Raw genomic sequence first — 19,307 nt, forward strand, 5'->3', positions numbered from 1 at the left:
TCACGTCGGTGCCCGTTCGGCCGTGGGCTGTGACCGTCACACTTCGGCAGGGCACCGAGCACGCCGAAAGAGCAAGTGGTGATAGCCTCCGAGTCATTTCCGAAAAAATCACTCTTTTCACGTCCATTCTCAGAGGAGAGACGAGTGGCGGACCAGGGCGCATTCGAGCGCGCGACCGGACGGGGTTTGGAGGACGACAGCGGCAAACCCCGCTACCTGCGCTACCAGCGCAATCTGATGCTTCCGCACTGCGGGAGCAGCGTGCTCGAAGTGGGTGCGGGCACGGGTGAGTTCGCCGCACACGTGACGGGGCTGCAACGGCATGTGCTCACCGATGTGGACCCGGATGCCGCGCAATACATGAAACAGCGCTTCGCCGACCGCCCCGAAGTCGAAGTGCGCACCCTGGACCTGGCCGAACAGCCGGAGCTCGAGCAGCCGGTCGAGACCGCCATGGCCATCAACGTGCTGGAGCACATCGACGACGACGCCACCGCATTGCGCTCGCTGTCCCGGCTCGTGGCTCCGGGCGGGACCATCGTGCTGTGGGTTCCCGGATACCAGCAGCTGTACGGGGAGTTCGACCGGCTCGTCGGGCACGTCCGCCGCTACACGCCGGAAACCATGCGTTCGGCCATCCGCCGCGCGGGCCTGACCGTGCGGGTGGCCAAACCGGTCAACTTCCTCGGTGCTCTCGCCTGGTGGGCAGCCGTTCGCAAGGGGGGCAGCAATGCTCCGAACAAGCGGCTGGTCCGGATCTACGACCGGTTCGTGGTGCCTGTGACCGAGGCGACCGAGAAGGTCGTTCCCGCACCGTTCGGCCAGTCGATCCTCGGCGTGGCGCAGGTACCCGCCGGCTGAGCAAGCCGCCGGAATCCGGAACGCCGGTGGGCCCCGAGCACGTCACCCGGGGCCCGCCGGTGGGCGAGGCGACTGTCAGTGCCCCTTGCCCTTGCCGGTGATCCTGTTCTTGACCCGGTCGATCTTTTCCTTGTTCTTCGGGTCCTGGGCGTACTTCTTGGCCTGCTCCATCGCGCGTTTGCCCTGCGGGCTCTTCGCGAAGTCGGAGACCTTCTTGAACAGGGACATGGCAGCTCCTTGGTTCTGCTCGGTGAGGGTCTGCCTGCTGAAACCGGCCGGCCGGGACCTGCCTACCGGAATCCGCCGGGGGAACCCGCTGGCCGGAATCCTCATGGTCGAGTCACTTCCAGCCTACCGACAACTCGGGAGCAATGGGCAAGGTCAGCACCTACCGGTCGCTCAACCGAGTACACCGCCGACGGAAGCATGGCCCTTGATCAGGTTCCGTGCGATGGTCCGTCGCTGGATCTCGTCGGTGCCTTCGAAGATGCGCAGCAGTCGCAGGTCGCGGTACCAGCGCTCGATGGGCAGTTCCCTGGTGTAGCCCATGCCGCCGTGGATCTGCATCACCCGGTCGACGATCTCGTTGGCCCGCACCCCGCCGTGAAGCTTGGCCATCGACTGTGCGTGCCGCGAGTCCATACCGGAGTCGACCTGCCAGGCAGCCTGCAGGACCAGCCACCGCAGTGCTTCGATCTCCACTGCGGAGTCCGCGATCATCCACTGGATCGCCTGACGGTCGGCGATGGGCTCACCGAAGGTCTCCCGCTCCTTGGAGTACTGCACCGCCATCTCGAGCAGGTGCTCGCAGCCCCCCAGTGCCCGCGCGGGCAGCAGGTAGCGCCCCCGGCCGATCCACTGCATCGCCAGCGCGAAGCCCTGGCCCACCTCGCCGAGCACGTTCTCCTCGGGCACCCGGACCCCGTCGAACACCAGGGAGGCGGGCATCCGGTCCCACTCGCCCATGATGTCGATCGGCTCCGACTTCCAACCCATGTCGCGGTCGGCCAGGAAGCAGGTGACGCCGCCATCGGCGCCCTTGTCCTTGTCGGTCACCGCGAACACCATCGCGAAGTCGGCATCGATGCCGCCGGTGATGAACGTCTTCTCACCGTCGATGACCCACTCGGAGCCCTCCTTGCGGGCCGTGGTCCGGATGTTCTTGGCATCCGATCCGGCGCCGGGCTCGGTGATCGCGAAGCACGACTTGCGCTGCCCTTCGATGGTCGGAAGCAGGTAGCGCTGCTTCTGCTCCTCGTTGGCGTGGTAGAGGATGTTGTCGGCGTAGCCGCCGAAGCTGAACGGCACGAAGGTGCGCCCGAGTTCCACCTCGATCAGCGCGGTCATGACCGCGGACAGATCCATCCCGCCGTACTCCTCGGGGGTCTGCACCCCCCAGAATCCGGCTTGGCGTGCCTTGTTGCGCAACTCGGCGAGCTCGTCCTTGCCGAGGCCACGCTCTCCCGCGCGTTCCCTGCGCAACACCTCGGGCTCCAGCGGCGTCAGCTCGCGCTGGACGAAGTTGCGCACCCAGTCGCGGATATCGCGCTCGGTGTCCGACAGCGAAAAGTCCACCATGGTGAAGAGTTCCTTACGGTTGTTGGGACGTCGAAGCAGGTCAGCCGAGCTTGCGTCCGCCGTCGACGTAGAAGGTCTGACCGGTGATGAACGAGGACTTCTCGCTGGTCAGGAATGCCACCGTGTTCGCGATATCGTCCGGCGTACCGACTCTCCGTACGGGCGTCACCTCGGCCGTCCGGGCCTGTAGGTCCTCGAAATCCATGCCGATCCGCTCGGCGGTGGCCGCCGTCATGTCGGAAACGATGAATCCGGGAGCGATGGCGTTGACGTTCACTCCGAACGGTCCCAGTTCGAGCGCCAGCGTCCTGGTGAATCCCTGGATGCCCGCCTTGGCGGTGGAGTAGTTCGCCTGTCCCTTGTTGCCGAGCGCGGAAACGCTGGACAGGTTGACGATCTTGCCCCAACGCTGCTGCACCATCTGCTTCTGCGCCGCCCGACTGCACAGGAAGGCGCCACGCAGGTGCACGCCCATCACCATGTCCCAGTCCTGTTCGGACATCTTGTGCAGGGTGTTGTCCCTGGTGACACCGGCGTTGTTGACCAGCACTCCGACCGGACCGAGCTCGGCGGCCACCCGTGCGAACGCCTGCTCGACCGAGTCGGCGTCGGTCACGTCGGCACCCACCGCGATCGCCGTGCCGCCCTCGGTGGTAATCCGCTCGACGGTGGAAGCGCAGGCCTCCTCGTCGAGGTCGACCACGGCCACCGCGGCACCGGACGAGGCCAGGCTCTCGGCGATCCCCGCACCGATTCCTCTGGCGGCACCGGTCACCACTGCCACCCGGCCGTTCGATTCCTCATGCACTGTCGTTGCCTCGCTTTCCTCTCCGGATCTTCCTCGGCCGCACTGTCGAAAAGCGACCGAACCCTCCGTGCTCGCATGCCCACCGGCATGTCGGGTGTCCTATTGCCATTGCTGCGCGCTGATGCGGACGCGCAGTTCCCGCTTGAGTACCTTGTGGCTCGGTCCCAGCGGCAACTCGTCCACGAACACCACCCGGCGCGGATACTTGTGCTGCGCGGTCCGCTCGGCAGCCCATCCGATGAGCGCATCGGCCAAGCCGTCGTCGGTCTCGTCGGCTCCGCCTTTCCCCGGCACCACGACGGCGCAGACCTCCTCTCCCCGATGGCTGTCCGGGATTCCGATGACGGCGGCCTGAGCGACGGAGGGATGGCGAACCAGCAACTCCTCCACCTCGCGCGGATAGATGTTGTAGCCGTTGCGGATGATCAGGTCCTTCTTGCGGTCCACGATCGACAGGAAACCTTCGGCGTCCTTTCGTCCGATGTCTCCGGTACGGAACCAGCCGTCGACCAGGGCAGCCGCGGTCGCCTCCGGAGCGCCGAGGTAACCGGCGAAGACGTTGTGGCCACGCACGACCACCTCGCCGTCCTCACCCGGACCGAGCAACTCGACACGGTCGTCGATGGCGGAATCGGCGATCTCGACCTCGATTCCCCACAGCGGATGCCCCACGGTCCCCGCACGCGCACCGTGCACCGGCTGGTTCACCGTCGCCGTCGGCGAGGTCTCGGACAATCCGTAGCCCTCCAGAATCTGCGTACCGAATCGCTCGTTGAAGCGTTCCAGCACGGCCACCGGCAGGGCCGCACCGCCGGAGATGCACAGCCGCAGGCTCGGCACTTCGAGATCGTCCGGCGCGGCTTCCAGCATCCGGATGTACATCGTGGGAACACCGTTGAACTGGGTGATCTCGTGCTTGCGGATCAATTCCAATGCCTCGACCGGATCGAACTCCGGTTGCAGCACCAGGGTCGCCGCGGCGCGAAACGTCGTGTTCAGCGACACCGTCTGCCCGAACACGTGAAACAGCGGCAGGCACCCCAGAATCCGGTCCTCGGCACGGGTGTCGTTGGCGTCGAACGCGTTCACCGTCGCGTTCATCACCATGTTGAGGTGGGTGAGAATGGCCCCCTTCGGCTGTCCCGTGGTACCGCTGGTGTAGAAGATCACCGCCGGGTCGTCGGCACTGCGGGCAGCAAAGCTCGACACCGGCTCGACCGACGTGGCGAGTTCCGTCAGGGACGGTTCCTCGCCCTCGGCGGTTTCCCCCACCGTGATCACCGGGACCTCGGCGCGATGTGCGCAGCCACGTCCCAGCTCAAGTCTGCTGGTGTGCGAGATCACCAGTTTCGCCGCGGAGTTGGTGACCAGATACGCCGCTTCCTCGGGCACCAGGAGCAGGGGGACCGGCACGACGACCGCTCCCAGGGTTTGCACGGCGTAGTAGGAACGCACGAAGTCGATGACGTTCGGGGCGACGATCGCGACGGTGTCCCCCGGGCCCACCCCGCGCTCGGCCAGAACCGCGGCGTATCTGCGCACCTGCTCCCAGAGAGCACGGTAGGTCACCTGGTGCTCCTGCTCGATCACCGCAATCCCGTCGGGATGACGACGGGCGGGTTCGGCGAGCACGGATGCCAGCGACAGTGTCGAGCGCTGCGGGGTGCTCTGCCCGTGGTGCTGCTCTCCTCGAGACATCATCGACCTCCGTGGCTGTGCACCGGGATCCTGGCAGGAGAGCAGGACGCCGGTAACTAACGACGTTAGTTTTGTGCGACCCTAAGGCTGCCACGGCGGCATTGACAAGACCGACCCACGGCGGCAACGAGTGCGGCTCCGGTCCGCCGGAGCCACCACGGGAGGAGGCCTGCGGTGCCGAGACCGAGCAGTCCCCTGCTGTCACCCGACCGGATTCACCGGAGCGCACTGGAGATCATCGACGCCCACGGGCTCGAGGCACTGTCCATGCGTCGCCTCGCCGAGCATCTCGGCGTGCGTGCCGCGTCGCTCTACAACCACGTGAGCACCAAGGAGGAACTGCTCCACGAGATCTCCAACGCCGTGATGGACCAGGTCGACATCTCCGGTTTCGATCACGACTGGGCCACCGGTCTGGTGACGTGGGCTCGTTCCTACCGCGCCGCCCTCGCCGCACATCCCAATCTGGTTCCGTTCATCGCCTACGGCCCGGCACGCCGCGAGGCCGCGCTGCGGCGCGCCGACGCCGTCCACGGCGGTCTCACGCGCGCAGGCTGGCCACAGCGCTACGCCACCATGATCGGAGCCTCCACCAAGTACCTCGTGGTCGGCGGGGCGATGGGGTCGTTTTCCCAGGGGTTCGTCGACGAGGCGGAGCTCTACGGGGAACGCTTCCCCAACCTCACGCAGGCCCACTTGCTGCGGCAGTACGCGTCCGAGATCGACAACGACAGCTTCGAGCTGGCACTGGCCGCCCTCGTCGAAGGCCTGCGGCAGCTCTACAGTGAGCTACCCGCATTCGGGGCAACGAGCGCACCGGATCAGTAACCGAATTCGGTTCGTCGATCAAACCGTCATCAGTTAGAATGACTGCATGTCCACCAGTTTCACTGTCCGTCTCGACGACGAGGCGGAACACAAGCTCGCGGACACGAGCAGCAGGGACATCGATACTCGGTAGTAGTGCAATCGGACGCACTGCTGACCTCGACACTCATCGCGGTACCGACTTCGGCGAGTGCGCAGCAGGCAGCGCATCGCCCCGAGATTCGCATCGGCAAGCAGCGAACCCGTGTACTCGTGGAGCAGGTCCAGGCGGTCGATCCGGAAAAGCGCTTCGGCCCACGAGTGGGACGCTTGTCCCCCCAGGAAGAAGACGAACTCGCGGAAGCGCTGCGACGCGCTCCGGGTCTCTTCTGAACCGGTGGGTACCGCTCCTACCGGTATCACCGCGACCCATTCGGGCATGGATCACTCCCGCGTGCGGTTGACTCCGCCAACCGGCCTACGTAGCGTCCAACAGAACAACGGAATACCGCGCCGATGACGCTGCGCGGGAGAGACTCCATGCCGGCCAACAGGCCGACCAGCAGGCACGGAGCGCCGAAGGAGCAATACTCCCCGTCAAACTCTCAGGCCCAGTCACCGCACGGCACCAGGCGATCACGGAGAAAAGCAGGGACGTTCGCGTCTCTCGCCCACGGTGCAAGCCGCCCCGCGCGGTGAAACTCTCAGGCCAATGACTCCGGGGAGACGCTTGGACCAGCGCTCACACCCCGATCCAGAGGAGTTTCACCCGATGCCGCCAATCCGCCGGACTCCCTTGCACGAGATCCACGAAGAGCTCGGAGCGAGCTTCACCGACTTCGCGGGCTGGAACATGCCGCTGCGCTACACCGGGGAGACCGCCGAGCACAACGCCGTCCGCAATGCTGCGGCCCTGTTCGACCTCACCCACATGGGCGAGATCCGCATCAGCGGCAGGCAGGCTGCCGAGGCGCTCGATTACGCGCTGCTCGCCAACGCGTCCGCGATCAAGGTGGGTCGTGCCCGCTACACGATGATCTGCAACGCCCAGGGCGGAGTGCTGGACGATCTCATCGTCTACCGCACCGCCGAGCACGAGTTCATGATCGTCGCCAACGCCGCGAACGCCGCAGTGGTCTCCACCGAGCTCGCCGAGCGCGTCCGCGGTTTCGATGCGATGCACAACGACGTCTCGGACTCGTACGCGCTCATCGCGGTGCAAGGACCGCAGGCTGCGGCCATCCTGGCCCCGTTGACCAGCATGGATCTGACCGAGGTGCGTTACTTCGCCGGCTACGAAGGCAAGGTCGCGGGCTGTGAGGTGCTTCTCGCGCGCACCGGCTACACCGGCGAGGACGGCTTCGAACTGTTCACCGCCCCCGAGGACGCTCCGACCGTATGGCGGGCGCTGAGCGACTCCGGCGCCGAGTACGACCTCAAACCCGCCGGACTGGCCTGCCGCGACACGCTGCGGCTGGAAGCCGGGATGCCGCTGTACGGCAACGAGCTGTCCGCGGAGTTGACCCCCTTCCACGCGAACCTGGGCCGGGTCGTGCGGCTGGACAAGTCGGTCGACTTCGTCGGGAAGGAAGCGCTGGCCCCCGTGGCCGAGAAGCCGACGGAGCGCACTCTGGTCGGCCTGCGCAGCGAGGGGCGTCGCGCTCCCCGGCACGACTATCGTGTACTGGATGCCGACGGCACCGAAGTCGGCGTCGTGACCAGCGGTGCACCCTCCCCCACCCTCGGACATCCGATCGCGATGGCCTACGTCGATCGGTCGGTCAGCGAGCCGGGGACCGCACTGCAGGTCGACATCCGCGGTAAAGCCGCCGACGTCGAGGTCGTCGAGCTGCCCTTCTACAACCGCAATCGCTGAGGCGACGCGAGTACGCGTCAAGAGATCCCGAGGAAAGGCACATCATCATGTCGACACACGATCTGTTCAACAGCCGTCTTGCCGAGGTGGATCCGGAGGTGGCTGATGCGGTGGGGGCCGAGTTGCATCGGCAGCAGTCCACGTTGGAGATGATCGCGTCGGAGAACTTCGCGCCGCAGTCGGTGATCGAGGCTCAGGGCACGGTGCTGACGAACAAGTATGCCGAGGGCTATCCGGGCAAGCGCTACTACGGCGGCTGTGAGCACGTCGACGTGATCGAGCGGTTGGCGCTGGATCGCATCAAGCAGGTCTTCGGGGCGGCCTATGCCAACGTGCAGCCGCACTCGGGCGCGCAGGCCAACGCGGCGGCGATGTTCGCGCTGCTCAAGCCGGGAGACACCATCATGGGCCTGGACCTGGCCCACGGTGGGCATCTCACCCACGGGATGCGGATCAACTTCTCCGGCAAGCTCTACAACGTCGTGCCGTACCAGGTCCGCGACGACAACCACCTCGTCGACATGGACGAGGTCGCCCGCCTGGCCCGGGAGAACCGGCCGCAGATGATCGTGGCCGGCTGGTCGGCCTATCCGCGCCAGCTGGACTTCGCCCGGTTCCGGGCCATCGCCGACGAGGTCGGGGCGTATTTGATGGTCGATATGGCCCACTTCGCCGGGCTGGTGGCCGCCGGGCTGCACCCCAACCCGATCGAGCACGCCCACGTGGTCACCACCACCACGCACAAGACCCTCGGGGGCCCGCGCGGCGGGGTGATCCTCTCCGGTGACGAGGCCCTGGGCAAGAAGTTCAACTCGGCGGTGTTTCCGGGTCAGCAGGGCGGGCCGCTGGAACACGTCATCGCCGGTAAGGCCACCGCGTTCAAAATCGCCGCCTCGGCGGAGTTCGCCGACCGGCAGCGCCGCACCCTGGAGGGCGCCCGGATCCTGGCCCAGCGGCTGCAGACGCCCGAGATGACCAATGCCGGGGTGCAGCTGGTCTCCGGGGGCACCGATGTGCATCTGGTGCTGGTCGATCTGCGCCACTCGCAGCTGGACGGGCAGCAGGCCGAGGACCGGCTGCACGAGGTCGGCATCACCGTCAACCGCAACGCGGTGCCCAACGACCCGCGCCCGCCGATGGTGACCTCGGGGTTGCGCATCGGCACGCCCGCGTTGGCCACCCGCGGCTTCGGCGCCGAGGAATTCACCGAAGTCGCCGACATCATCGCCGAAGCCCTGCAACCCAACTTCGACGAAACCACCAGCACCCGCCTGCGCTCCCGCGTGGAAACCCTGGCCACCAAACACCCCCTCTACCCCAACCTCTGACATCGGTGAAGTGAGTGAACGGAACTTTCGTCCCGTCCATGCGGGCGAAAGTTCCGTTCACTCTTATCGCTGTCGAGCAGTACGACAAAATGGCGGCGGGGATTCTGTAGATCGTTGATCTTGTTCTCCGCCTGCCCGCTAGACCAGGCTGATCCACATGGCGAACCTGCTGGAAGAACTGGTCACCAAGGCATTGGACGGACGGGCACCGACCCGGGACGAGGCACTGGCGCTGCTGGACGAAGATCCCCACAGTCCCGATGTCCTCGACGTGGTCGCGGCAGGCAGCCGGGTGCGCCGCCACTTCTTCGGCCGCCGGGTCAAGCTCAACACGATCATCAACATGAAAAGCGGCCTGTGCCCGGAAGACTGCGGGTACTGCTCGCAGCGACTGGGGGCGAGCTCGGACATCCTGAAGTACTCGTGGATCAAGCCGGAAGAGGCCGCCGAAACCGCCGACAGGGCCGCCGAGGCAGGGGCGAAGCGGATCTGTCTGGTGGCCAGCGGCCGCGGGCCGGGTCAGCGCGACATCGGACGCATCGCCGAAACCATCGCTGCGATCAAGCAGAAGCAACCCGGAGTGGAAATCTGCGCCTGTCTCGGACTGCTCTCCGAAGGACAGGGTGAACAGCTCGCCGAGGCCGGGACATACGCCTACAACCACAATCTCAACACCAACGAGGCCCGCTACGCCGACATCTGTTCCACGCACACCTTCACCGACCGCGTCGACACGGTGCGGCAGGCAACCGGTGCGGGCCTGTCACCCTGTTCGGGCGCCCTGTTCGGGATGGGTGAGTCCGACGAGGACATCGTCGACCTCGCTTTCGAGTTGCGTGCGCTGGATCCGGACTCGGTCCCGATCAACTTCCTCATCCCGTTCGAGGGCACGCCGCTGAGCGAGCGGTGGGATCTCACGCCGCAGCGGTGCTTGCGGATCGTGGCGCTGTTTCGCTTCTGCTTCCCCGATGTCGAAGTGCGCCTGGCCGGAGGGCGGGAGATCCACCTGCGCGGCATGCAGCCGATGGCGCTGCACCTGGCAAACTCGATCTTCCTCGGCGACTACCTCACCAGCGAGGGTGAGGACGGCGAGCAGGACCGGCGGATGATCGCCGATGCCGGTTTCACCATCGAGGGCGCCGACGAGCGGACACTGCCCGAGTCCCGCCGCGATCTGGTCACCATCCGGCGACGCGGTACGGGTACGGAACTCCCCGCCAACGCCTGAGCACGCGGGCGGGTGCGTGGGCGTTGGGAGTGAACGGAATGTTCGTCCCGTCCACGCGGGCGAAAGTTCCGTTCACTCCGAAGGATCGAGGGAATCAGCGCAGCGAGCGCAGGAACTCCGACCAGCTGCGGGGCGGGAAAGATCAGCGCGCGGCACTCGCGGTTCTTGGTGTCGCGCACTCCACGGCCGGGCCGCTGAAGGCGACCTCGACACAGGCCGCCGTGTCACTACTGCGGCTGCTCTCGCGCCAGCTCGCGGCAACCCGGCCCGACGCTGCCACCAGCCCTTCTCATCGGCACGCTCGAGCAGGACGAGCGACTCCTGACGCTTGCTCGAGGAGACCTTGTGGAGTCCCAGCTCTGCTGCATGGGCTGAACATGAGTGCGGAGATCGAGCGTGGGCGTGCGGAATTCGAGCGTCGATTCATGACCGAAGCACCCGTGGAAAAATCCTGGCAGGTTCCGGCGCACGCCGACAAAGGCACCGTCACCATCTCGCTGCGCGTGCCGGAGGTGACCGTCACCGACTCGGCCAGGCAGGCACATCGTGGTCTCGCCGGAGCAGGCCGATCGGGAGCGTGCGAGATGATCCATGCATGCAACCGGCCACGGCGTTCGTCATCGACAGAAGTCCGATACAAGAGCGGCAATCCCGGCGGGGAACGATCACGCTCTGCACCACGCAAGGCGTCAATGCGCTGCTTTTCGCCACGCTCGCGAGCTACACGCTCGCGACGTCGGACGGGTCCTTCAGCAACTGGATCGCAGGACTGCAGTTCATCGTCGTCGTGTGCGCGGCCACGGCGATCGCTACTCAACTCTGGACACGCAGCGTCCTCCGCACCATGCGAGGGCTCCGACTCGTCATGACACCGCAGGGCGTCACCTACACCTCCGCGGCGGGAACGTTCTCCGCACCCTGGTCCGCCGTGAAGAAGGTCAAGGTCGGCGGCCGTCCGAACGGCTTCGGAGCCTTCACGCCGCGTCTGACCGTGCATGTTCCCAACTGGGGTGGGCCGGTCGGCAGGTTCATCATGTTCGATCGCCTGACGATCCATCTGACGGGCACCGGCATCGACGCGAACCAGGTCGCCCACGCCATCCACGTGCTCAGCAACGGAACCCGCCGAGTAACCGGCTCCTGAGCCCCGCTCTACGCCGCGCGCTCGATGTCGCCGTCGGTCTCGGCGGCATCGAGCACCAACTGCCGATCCGCCGCGCGCTTCTCCCGCAGGTGCCGCCGGAGCCAGATCGCGGCTCCGATGAGGACCAGGACGGCCGTCAGGAGCCATCCCACTCTGCCGAGCATGTCCTCGACGTATTTCGCCGAGGCACCGGCGAGCCAGCCGACCCCCACGTGCAGGGTCGACCAGAGCGTGGCGCCGAGCAGCGAGGCAGGCAGGAAGCGCGAATAGCCGAGGCCGCTGGCCCCTGCGGCGGCGGGCGTGAGAGTGCGTACGACAGGCAGGAAGCGGGCGACGAGGACCGCACCGATCCCGTATCGACGCAGCAGCAGGCAGGCTCGATCCCAGTGCGTGTGCCCCACCTTCCGAATCATCGCGCTCTCCCGCATCCGCCACCCGTAGCGGCGGCCGAACCAGAAGCCGATCGTGTCACCGACAGCGGCGGCAGCGGCCACGCACAGCGACAACCCGAGGAAGAAGCCGATGTCGGTCACCGAGGCCGAAGCGATCAGCAAGCCGCTTTCTCCGGGCACCAGGAACCCCAGGCCAACCGTGCACTCCCCCAGCACCAGCGCACCGACCACCAGAATCAGAAGCGGCCGTGGCAGGCTCGCGATCGCCGCCAGTATTTCGCTGATCACGGACACTCGAAAACCCCCACCGGCTGACACTCTCGACTCGGAAAGAACGCTCGCTACCTTACCGATCGAGTGAACCCCGATGGTGGGAAAACCCATATCAGGACAATGCGATCGAACCGGCCATCGTCAGCAGTGCACCACCGCAGCACCGCTCGAACACGCGGCGCCTGCGGGGCGCTGCCAGGAATGCCGACAACCACCGCACCGAGGGCACGACAAGCAGCCACCACGCACCGAAGGAGCCGACCGCCACCGCACTGAGCAGCAGTGCCTGCGTCACCGGGTTTGCGGACGGGTCCATCGCCTGCGGCAGCAACGTCAAAAACGTCAGCAGAACCTTGGGGTTGAGCACATCGGTGAGCAGGCCGCGCAGAAATACCGACCCCGCCGAGTGCGGAGTCTCGGCGTCCTGCTGCCCGGTGCCCGTGGAACCCGCTCGGCGCAGTATCTGCACCCCCATGAACACGAGGTAGCCCACGCCGACCACCTTGACCACGGTCAATGCTGTCGGCACCGTCATGAGCAACGCCGACAGCCCCAGTGTCGCCGCCGTGGCATGCAGCAGCAGCCCGCACGTCACGCCCGCGGCGGCGAGCCAACCCCAGCGGGCACTGCTCGCGGCATTGCGGGTCACAACGACGAAGTCCGGACCCGGCACCAGAACGATCACCATCAGAGCGAGCAGAAACGGCCCCCACGCGATGTGCATGACGACATCCTCCGTGATTCGGCATATCGGGTTCGTTGATCGCCGATATCATCCTTCGGATATTCGTCTTCGTTCCAGTTCGAGCATAGAATGTTCGACTATGGCCGACTATGCAGAACTTGATTCGGTTGACTGGCGGATCCTGGAGGAGCTGCAGAACGATGCGACGTTGGCGAACCGGACACTGGCCGAACGAGTGGGACTCGCCGCGTCGAGTTGCCTGCAGCGAGTGCGGCGGTTGCGGGAACACGGCGTCATCACGGGGTCACACATCGATGTCGACCCGGCCGCTACGGGACTCACCCTGGAAGCCGTCGTGTCGGTCAACGTCCGACCCCACACTCGTGCCGTGGTCGACTCGTTCCGCGAGTTCGTCATGGCCGAACCGGAGACACGTTCGCTGTTGCACGTAAGCGGTCAGGCGGACTTCCTCCTGCACGTGGCGGTCTCCGACAGCGCGCACCTGCAGAGCTTTCTGGTGGACAAGCTGTCCGCACGCACCGAGGTCCGGCACTTCACGAGTTCGATCGTGCTCGAACAGGTGCACACCCGAGCGCTGACACCCCCGCAGCACCTGCGCCCCACCCGGCGCCGGGGCCAATAAGGGCTGCCTGGTTGATCAGTGCGGTGGCGCGGGTGGGTTTGGTCAATTTCTCGAGAAATTGACCAAACCCACCCAGCGGCAAGGTCAGCCGAACACCGCCTCAGTCCAGGACGCGGAGCAGTCCCTCCTGGACAACGGTGGCGACGAGGCTGCCGTCGCGGCTGAAGAACCGCCCGGTGGCCAGTCCGCGCGCCCCCGAAGCGCTCGGTGAGGAACAGTCGTAGAGAAACCAGTCATCGGCCCGGAACGGGCGATGGAACCACATCGCGTGATCCAGGCTCGCGCCGTTCACATTGTCCAGACCCCAGTACAGGCCGTGGCGCGCCAGCACCGCATCCAGCAGCGTGAGATCGGAGGCATAGGCCAACAGGCACACGTGCAGCAGGTCGTCATCGGGCAGCGTGCCATCCGCGCGCATCCAGACCTGATTGTGCGCATCCTGCGGACCGCTGTACCGGCGCACCCACGGCGGTTCGGTGACATACCGGATATCGATCGGTTGCGACACGCTGACGACCGAACCGAACTGTTCGCGCAGTTCGCCGAGCCGTTCGTTGTAGGTCGGCAACGATTCGGGAGCGGCGACCTCGGGCATTGCCTCGGCGTGGTCCATCCCGCCCTCGTCGATCTGGAACGACGCCGACAACGTGAAGATGGTTTTGCCGTGCTGCACGGCAACGACCCTGCGAGTCGTGAACGACCGGCCGTCACGGGTGCGATCCACCTCGTAGACGATGGGAACGCTCGGGTCGCCGGGCCGGAGGAAGTAGGCGTGCAGCGAGTGCACCCGGCGGTCGGTGGGCACGGTGCGGCCTGCAGCCACCAGCGCCTGGCCCGCGACCTGACCTCCGAACACCCGCACCGGCGACTCGGCGGGGCTGACACCCCGGAAGATGTTCTCCTCGATCGGCTCCAGATCGAGCAGCGCCACCAGGCGGTCGAGCACGGGTTGCCCGTGCGGCACTCCGTGCTCGTCCACCGGGGCGGAACTGTCGGTACCGGCCGGATCGGCGGCCGCGGCTCGTGCCGCTTCGGTCACTGCTGACTCCTCGTGTCTTTCACCATGGCCCCTCGCAAGGGACCATTCGAGAGGGGACCACTCGCGGGAGGACACTCCCGGTAGTGACCGTATGCGCCGGAACCCGACCGGCACCACACAAGCTCAGACGTGATCTTCCTCGCCCAGTCGATGCACACGGATCAGGTTGGTCGACCCGACGGTCCCCGGGGGTGAACCGGCGACGATCACGACCATGTCCCCACTTTGCGAACGCCCGATCGACAGCATCGCATGATCCACCTGGCGAACCATCTGATCGGTGGTATCCACACTAGATACCAGGAAGGTCTCCGTCCCCCAAGTGAGAGCAAGCTGACTCCGCACCGACTCCTCGGGGGTGAATGCCAGCAAGGGCAGCCGCGTGTGCAGGCGCGCCAGGCGGCGCACCGTATCACCGGACTGGGTGAACGCCACCAGGGCCTTGGCGTTCAGCCGCTCGCCGATGTCGCGAGCTGCGTAGGAGATCACACCACGCTTGGTTCGCGGCACATGGCTGAGTTCCTGCGGAGCCGCCGCCCCGGACTCGACCGCTTCGACGATGCGCGACATGGTCTGCACGGTGTTGATCGGGTACCGCCCGATACTGGTCTCCCCGGAAAGCATCACCGCATCGGTGCCATCGAGCACCGCATTGGCCACATCGGAGGTCTCGGCCCTGGTCGGACTCGAGTTGCTGATCATCGAGTCGAGCATCTGGGTGGCGACGATGACCGGCTTGGCATTTTCCCGTGCGATCCGAATCGCCCTCTTCTGGACCAACGGAACGTGCTCCAGCGGTAGTTCGACCCCCAGGTCGCCACGAGCGACCATGATGCCGTCGAAGGCCAGCACGATGGCCTCCAGATTGTCCACCGCTTCGGGCTTTTCCAGCTTGGCGATGACCGGAAGACGCTTACCGACCCGGTCCATGACCTGATGCACGAGGTCGATGTCGGCAGGGGTACGCACGAACGACAACGCGATGAAGTCCACACCCAACTGCAGTGCGAACTCCAGGTCCTGCACGTCCTTGTCCGACAACGCGGGAACGGACAGGTCCATCCCCGGCATGGACAATCCCTTGTGATCGGAGACCGGTCCGCCTTCGGTCACCTCGCACACCACGTCATTGCCCTCGATGGCGGTGACGATCATGACCACCTTGCCGTCATCGACCAGCAGTCGATCACCGACCTTGGCATCGGCGACAAGGCCGGCATAGGTGGTGGACACTCGGTCATGGTCGCCCTCGACATCATCGACCGTGATGCGCACGACATCCCCGGTATGCCACTCCACCGGCCCGGAAGCGAACGTACTGAGCCGGATCTTCGGTCCCTGTAGATCGGCAAGGATGCCGATGGCGCGGCCGGACTCCTTGGCAGCCGCTCGGACCATGTCGTAAACCTGCTGGTGATCGGCGTGGCTACCGTGACTGAAGTTCATCCGGGCCACGTTCATTCCACCGTTGACGAGCTCGGCCACCTTCTCCGGCGTGTCGGTGGCAGGGCCCATAGTACAAACGATCTTGGCTCGTCGACTCACGGTGTATCAGCCTAGTCGCTCACCCCACCCACGCAGTACTCAGCCGTCCACACGGCGGACGTTCGGAGAACATTGTTGCTGGATCCTTACAGAGCTCACCTGACACGCCTTCCGTTCGCCCTCACGATCACGGCGAGCGCCGTGATCCTTTTCACGCCTGCTTCCGGCGTCCCCACGGCACCACCCGGCACGGACAAGATCGTGCATCTCGTGCTGTTCGCGACCTTGGCGATCACCGGCCACCTGGCACGGGTCCGCTGCACGGCACTACTGATCGGGCTTTCGTGCTACGCGGCTGCCTCGGAACTGCTGCAGGCGGTGCTGCCGCTGGGACGCACCGGTGATCTCGCCGATGCGGCGGTGGATCTGGTCGGAATCGGGGTGGGCGTGCTGATCACCGCCGGACTGCGGAGATATCGGCGATAATCCGGCCGGGAGCCGCATCGTCAGTCGCCGCAGCGGTCCGTCCCATACGCCCCCGATCCATGCGATCCGCCCGCCGCGACGGTGGCACGAACACGAAAGGAGGAGTGCTCATGCCCGACGACGAGCTACGCACGCTCTACCGCAAGTGGCTCCCGGACCTGTGGAACGCCGAGCCGGACTCGATGAGCGGGCTGGCCGCGGACATCTTCGCTCCGGATGCCGTGGCGCACTGGCGCGAGGGTGACGATCATCACGGACCCGCCGAAATAGCGGCGCAGGTCCGCCAGGGCGTACTCCTGTTCGACGACGTCGTCGTCACCCTGGACCACGGCCCCATCGTCGACGGTGAGCTCGTGGCGGCCCAGTGGACCTTCCGGGGCCGGGTCAAGCCCGGATGGGAAGACGTGCCCGCCGCCCCGGGAACTCCCGTCCGGTACCGCGGTATGGATCTCCTGCGGGCCTCCGGGGGACGGTTCGTCGAATACTGGCCCTTCGGCGACAACCTGAACCTCATGACACAACTCGGCGCGCTCGGCACCTGACCCGAAAACATCGTTTCAGTGATCGCGAAACCGCAGGTCACCCCGAATACGGTTTAGCATCGTGTCGTGGAATCCACCGCGCGAACCCGTGCCCGGGAGACCGGGGGCAACCTTCCGGTCGATGTCACGAGTTTCGTCGGCAGGCGCCGCGAGATCACGCTGACCAAGCGGCTGCTCGCGGAGTCACGCGTGGTCACCCTCACCGGTCCCGGCGGGATCGGCAAGAGCAGACTCGCGCTGCGCGTGGCGACCAGCATGCGCCGCGTCTTCCGCGACAAGTCGTGGCGCGTGGAGCTGGGCGAACTCACGGATGCCGCGTTGCTCGCCGACACGATCAGCGAACAGTTGTCTCTCGGCAACACCACGTCCGGCAACGACGTGCACACCCTGATCGAATATCTCCGGCACCGGGAGATGCTGCTGGTGCTGGACAACTGTGAGCACCTCGTGGAGGCGTGCGCCCTGCTCGTCGATGCCCTGGTGCAAGCGTGCCCGGGGGTGCGCGTCCTGGCCACCAGCAGGCAGTCGCTCGGTGTCGCCGGGGAAAGCACCATGGTCGTACCTCCGCTCCAGGTGCCCGACCCCGAGCATCTCCCCCCGGCGGAGGCGTACGAGCAGTACGCCTCCGTCCGGCTGTTCGTGGAACGCGCCAAGGCCGTTCTCCCGGAATTCGAGCCGAGCGCGGACAACGGCGCAGTGCTGATGCGGCTGTGCCATCACCTGGATGGTAATCCGCTGGCGATCGAACTGGCTGTCGTACGCCTGCGGTCGCTGACCCTGCATCAGCTCGAGGAGCGCCTCACCGAACGGTACGAGCTCCTGACCGAGGGGCGCCGAGGAGCACCGGCACGACAGCAGAGCCTGCGTGCGTTGATCGACTGGAGCTGGGACCTGTGCTCCGAACAGGATCGGCGAGCCTGGGCCTATGTCTCCGTCTTCTCCGGAAGTTTCGACCTGGACGCCGCCGAACACGTGATCGACGACTCCGTGGGACACGCGGGAGCAGTCGGCATCGTGCATTCCCTGGTGGACAAGTCGGTCCTGATGTACGAGCAGGAAGACGGTGAGGGCCGTTACCGGCTGCCGCACGCCCTGCGCGAGTACGGGCAGGAGAAACTCGATGCGGCCGGGGAGCGGGAGAGCATCGAGTGCAGGCATCGAGACTGGTACGGGGCTCTGGTCGAACGCTTCGCCACCGAATGGATCGGACCCGATCAGGTCGCGTGGGTGAACCGACTCAGGAAGGAACAGGCGAACCTGCGAGCGGCCCTGCACTCGGCGCTGGCCGATGCCGACCCACATCAAGCGACCGTGGCATTGCGGATGGCAACTCGGCTGGGCCAGTACTGGGGTATCCGCAGCCTGCACGGGGAGGCCCGCCACTGGCTCGACCAGGCGCTGGTGGTGGCTGCGGCCTCCCCGTTGGAGCGTGCCGCGGCACTGCGCGCCAACGGCTGGTTCACGCTGCTACAGGGGGACATCATCACGGCCACCCCCCTGCTGAACGAGGCGACCTCGTTGACGGAACGGGAAGACGACGAGATCGAGCACGCCTACGTGACGCACACTCGGGGCATGGCAGCGCTGTTCCAGGGGCACCTGGCCACGGCCGACGACCTGATCGAAACCGCGCTGGCGAGTTTCCGGCACCATGCTGCCCCGCACGGCGAACTGTTCGCGCTGTTCGGACTGGGGCTGGTTCGGGGACTCGACGGCCGTTCGGAGGCAGGTCTTGCGTTGCTCGGTGAGTGTCTCGACACCACCACACGACTCGGCGAGGTGTTCTGGCGTTCCTACGCGCTCTGGGCGGTTTCCCACATCGAGTTCTCCCGCGATGCGCTCGGGCACGCCGAGACGGCAGCCAAGGATGCGCTGCGGCTCCAGCGTCGGATGGACAACAGACTCGCCACCACCTTCAGTGTCGACACGCTCGCCTGGATCGCCCACCGGCAGGAGCGCAACAAGCGGGCAGCCGAACTCTTCGGAGCCGCGGCAAGCATGTGGGAAGTCACCAGAACCGCTCCCGCCTTCTACGCTCCCTTCGCCACCGACCACGGCAGGCACGAGTCCCGCACCCGCGCAGCCCTCGGCGAGGAGGAGTACCGCAAGCACTTCGACCGTGGCTACCAGCTCACCACCGGTGCCGCGATCGACTACGCACTCGAGGTCAAGCAGCACACTCGCGCGGCTCCTCGGGAGAACGTGCATCCGATGCCGCTGACCCGCCGCGAGCGGGAGATCGCCGACCTGGTCGCCCAGGGCCGTACCAACAAGGAGATCGCCGAGAAGCTCGTGATCGCACAGCGCACCGTCGAGGGACACGTCCAGCACATCCTGACCAAGCTCGACTTCACCTCGCGCGCCCAGATCGCCGGATGGATAGCCGGACGGAAACCGCCCGACTCGTCGCACTGAGAGCCTGCTCGGTGAACCG

General features: G+C 66.1%; 19 protein-coding genes and 2 riboswitches. Of the genes, 11 read left to right on the forward strand and 8 right to left on the reverse strand.

The window, feature by feature from the left end; all coding sequences use genetic code 11:
* Window positions 1-144: 144 nt before the first annotated feature.
* The gene (locus JOF55_RS03205) at window positions 145-861 is read left to right on the forward strand and encodes a class I SAM-dependent methyltransferase (RefSeq protein WP_310269296.1); all 717 of its coding nucleotides are present in this window, start codon (window positions 145-147) and stop codon (window positions 859-861) included.
* Window positions 862-936: 75 nt separating this feature from the next.
* Here the strand turns inward: JOF55_RS03205 and JOF55_RS03210 are convergent, their stop codons facing one another.
* The 4 genes from JOF55_RS03210 to JOF55_RS03225 all read right to left on the reverse strand — a co-directional run bounded on the left by JOF55_RS03210 (window position 937) and on the right by JOF55_RS03225 (window position 4,948).
* Window positions 937-1,089, reverse strand: a complete 153-nt coding sequence (locus JOF55_RS03210) for a hypothetical protein (RefSeq protein WP_310269300.1) — start codon at window positions 1,087-1,089, stop codon at window positions 937-939.
* Between the two features lie 171 nt (window positions 1,090-1,260).
* The gene (locus tag JOF55_RS03215) at window positions 1,261-2,436 is read right to left on the reverse strand and encodes an acyl-CoA dehydrogenase family protein (protein ID WP_374727373.1); all 1,176 of its coding nucleotides are present in this window, start codon (window positions 2,434-2,436) and stop codon (window positions 1,261-1,263) included.
* A 43-nt stretch (window positions 2,437-2,479) separates the two neighbouring features.
* Window positions 2,480-3,247, reverse strand: coding sequence for a 3-oxoacyl-ACP reductase FabG (gene fabG / locus JOF55_RS03220; RefSeq protein WP_310269305.1), 768 nt, complete (start codon window positions 3,245-3,247; stop codon window positions 2,480-2,482).
* Between the two features lie 99 nt (window positions 3,248-3,346).
* The gene (locus JOF55_RS03225; protein WP_310269307.1) at window positions 3,347-4,948 is read right to left on the reverse strand and encodes a long-chain-fatty-acid--CoA ligase; all 1,602 of its coding nucleotides are present in this window, start codon (window positions 4,946-4,948) and stop codon (window positions 3,347-3,349) included.
* 171 nt (window positions 4,949-5,119) lie between these two features.
* On the opposite strand from JOF55_RS03225, the gene JOF55_RS03230 reads away from it, so the two are divergent.
* The 6 genes from JOF55_RS03230 to JOF55_RS03255 all read left to right on the forward strand — a co-directional run bounded on the left by JOF55_RS03230 (window position 5,120) and on the right by JOF55_RS03255 (window position 11,328).
* Window positions 5,120-5,773, forward strand: coding sequence for a TetR/AcrR family transcriptional regulator (locus JOF55_RS03230; protein WP_310269309.1), 654 nt, complete (start codon window positions 5,120-5,122; stop codon window positions 5,771-5,773).
* A gap of 42 nt (window positions 5,774-5,815) precedes the next feature.
* Window positions 5,816-6,145, forward strand: a complete 330-nt coding sequence (locus JOF55_RS03235) for a type II toxin-antitoxin system PemK/MazF family toxin (protein WP_310278259.1) — start codon at window positions 5,816-5,818, stop codon at window positions 6,143-6,145.
* A 124-nt stretch (window positions 6,146-6,269) separates the two neighbouring features.
* Window positions 6,270-6,383, forward strand: a riboswitch (glycine riboswitch).
* Window positions 6,384-6,481, forward strand: a riboswitch (glycine riboswitch).
* 43 nt (window positions 6,482-6,524) lie between these two features.
* A complete protein-coding gene (gene gcvT, locus JOF55_RS03240) occupies window positions 6,525-7,628 on the forward strand; it encodes a glycine cleavage system aminomethyltransferase GcvT (protein ID WP_310269313.1) in 1,104 nt (367 codons plus the stop codon).
* Window positions 7,629-7,675: 47 nt separating this feature from the next.
* A complete protein-coding gene (gene glyA, locus JOF55_RS03245; RefSeq protein ID WP_310269316.1) occupies window positions 7,676-8,956 on the forward strand; it encodes a serine hydroxymethyltransferase in 1,281 nt (426 codons plus the stop codon).
* 157 nt (window positions 8,957-9,113) lie between these two features.
* Complete coding sequence (gene bioB, locus JOF55_RS03250; protein WP_310269318.1) at window positions 9,114-10,184, forward strand: biotin synthase BioB; 1,071 nt, start codon at window positions 9,114-9,116, stop codon at window positions 10,182-10,184.
* 595 nt (window positions 10,185-10,779) lie between these two features.
* Window positions 10,780-11,328 (forward strand): hypothetical protein, encoded by a 549-nt coding sequence (locus JOF55_RS03255; RefSeq protein ID WP_310269320.1) that lies wholly within the window; start codon window positions 10,780-10,782, stop codon window positions 11,326-11,328.
* Window positions 11,329-11,336: 8 nt separating this feature from the next.
* On the opposite strand, the gene JOF55_RS03260 is transcribed toward JOF55_RS03255, so the two are convergent.
* Both JOF55_RS03260 and JOF55_RS03265 read right to left on the reverse strand, forming a co-directional pair.
* Window positions 11,337-12,014, reverse strand: a complete 678-nt coding sequence (locus JOF55_RS03260) for a DedA family protein (RefSeq protein ID WP_310269323.1) — start codon at window positions 12,012-12,014, stop codon at window positions 11,337-11,339.
* A gap of 91 nt (window positions 12,015-12,105) precedes the next feature.
* Entirely contained in the window at window positions 12,106-12,717 is a 612-nt protein-coding gene (locus JOF55_RS03265; protein ID WP_310269326.1) for a LysE family translocator, read from the reverse strand.
* Between the two features lie 100 nt (window positions 12,718-12,817).
* Between JOF55_RS03265 and JOF55_RS03270 the strand changes: the two genes are divergently transcribed.
* The gene (locus JOF55_RS03270; protein ID WP_310269329.1) at window positions 12,818-13,321 is read left to right on the forward strand and encodes an Lrp/AsnC family transcriptional regulator; all 504 of its coding nucleotides are present in this window, start codon (window positions 12,818-12,820) and stop codon (window positions 13,319-13,321) included.
* Window positions 13,322-13,421: 100 nt separating this feature from the next.
* On the opposite strand, the gene tesB is transcribed toward JOF55_RS03270, so the two are convergent.
* Window positions 13,422-14,360, reverse strand: a complete 939-nt coding sequence (tesB, locus tag JOF55_RS03275; RefSeq protein WP_310269332.1) for an acyl-CoA thioesterase II — start codon at window positions 14,358-14,360, stop codon at window positions 13,422-13,424.
* A gap of 123 nt (window positions 14,361-14,483) precedes the next feature.
* On the reverse strand, window positions 14,484-15,905 hold the full coding sequence (pyk, locus tag JOF55_RS03280; RefSeq protein ID WP_310269333.1) for a pyruvate kinase: 1,422 nt from the start codon (window positions 15,903-15,905) through the stop codon (window positions 14,484-14,486).
* Between the two features lie 75 nt (window positions 15,906-15,980).
* On the opposite strand from pyk, the gene JOF55_RS03285 reads away from it, so the two are divergent.
* The 3 genes from JOF55_RS03285 (at window position 15,981) to JOF55_RS03295 (ending at window position 19,288) form a co-directional block, all read left to right on the forward strand.
* Complete coding sequence (locus JOF55_RS03285; protein WP_310269336.1) at window positions 15,981-16,331, forward strand: VanZ family protein; 351 nt, start codon at window positions 15,981-15,983, stop codon at window positions 16,329-16,331.
* A gap of 110 nt (window positions 16,332-16,441) precedes the next feature.
* Entirely contained in the window at window positions 16,442-16,873 is a 432-nt protein-coding gene (locus tag JOF55_RS03290) for an ester cyclase (protein ID WP_310269339.1), read from the forward strand.
* Between the two features lie 66 nt (window positions 16,874-16,939).
* Window positions 16,940-19,288, forward strand: coding sequence for an ATP-binding protein (locus tag JOF55_RS03295; RefSeq protein WP_310269342.1), 2,349 nt, complete (start codon window positions 16,940-16,942; stop codon window positions 19,286-19,288).
* Window positions 19,289-19,307: the final 19 nt, after the last annotated feature.

The sequence above is a fragment of the Haloactinomyces albus genome, assembly GCF_031458135.1.
GTDB lineage: Bacteria > Actinomycetota > Actinomycetes > Mycobacteriales > Pseudonocardiaceae > Haloactinomyces > Haloactinomyces albus.

Excerpts from the sequence above, each read along its gene's own strand:
- JOF55_RS03210 (WP_310269300.1), bottom strand. The coding sequence starts at position 1,089 with ATGTCCCTGTTCAAGAAGGTCTCCGACTTCGCGAAGAGCCCGCAGGGC.
- JOF55_RS03225 (WP_310269307.1), bottom strand. The coding sequence starts at position 4,948 with ATGATGTCTCGAGGAGAGCAGCACCACGGGCAGAGCACCCCGCAGCGC.
- gcvT (WP_310269313.1), top strand. The coding sequence starts at position 6,525 with ATGCCGCCAATCCGCCGGACTCCCTTGCACGAGATCCACGAAGAGCTC.
- glyA (WP_310269316.1), top strand. The coding sequence starts at position 7,676 with ATGTCGACACACGATCTGTTCAACAGCCGTCTTGCCGAGGTGGATCCG.
- bioB (WP_310269318.1), top strand. The coding sequence starts at position 9,114 with ATGGCGAACCTGCTGGAAGAACTGGTCACCAAGGCATTGGACGGACGG.
- JOF55_RS03255 (WP_310269320.1), top strand. The coding sequence starts at position 10,780 with ATGCAACCGGCCACGGCGTTCGTCATCGACAGAAGTCCGATACAAGAG.
- JOF55_RS03265 (WP_310269326.1), bottom strand. The coding sequence starts at position 12,717 with ATGCACATCGCGTGGGGGCCGTTTCTGCTCGCTCTGATGGTGATCGTT.
- JOF55_RS03270 (WP_310269329.1), top strand. The coding sequence starts at position 12,818 with ATGGCCGACTATGCAGAACTTGATTCGGTTGACTGGCGGATCCTGGAG.
- JOF55_RS03290 (WP_310269339.1), top strand. The coding sequence starts at position 16,442 with ATGCCCGACGACGAGCTACGCACGCTCTACCGCAAGTGGCTCCCGGAC.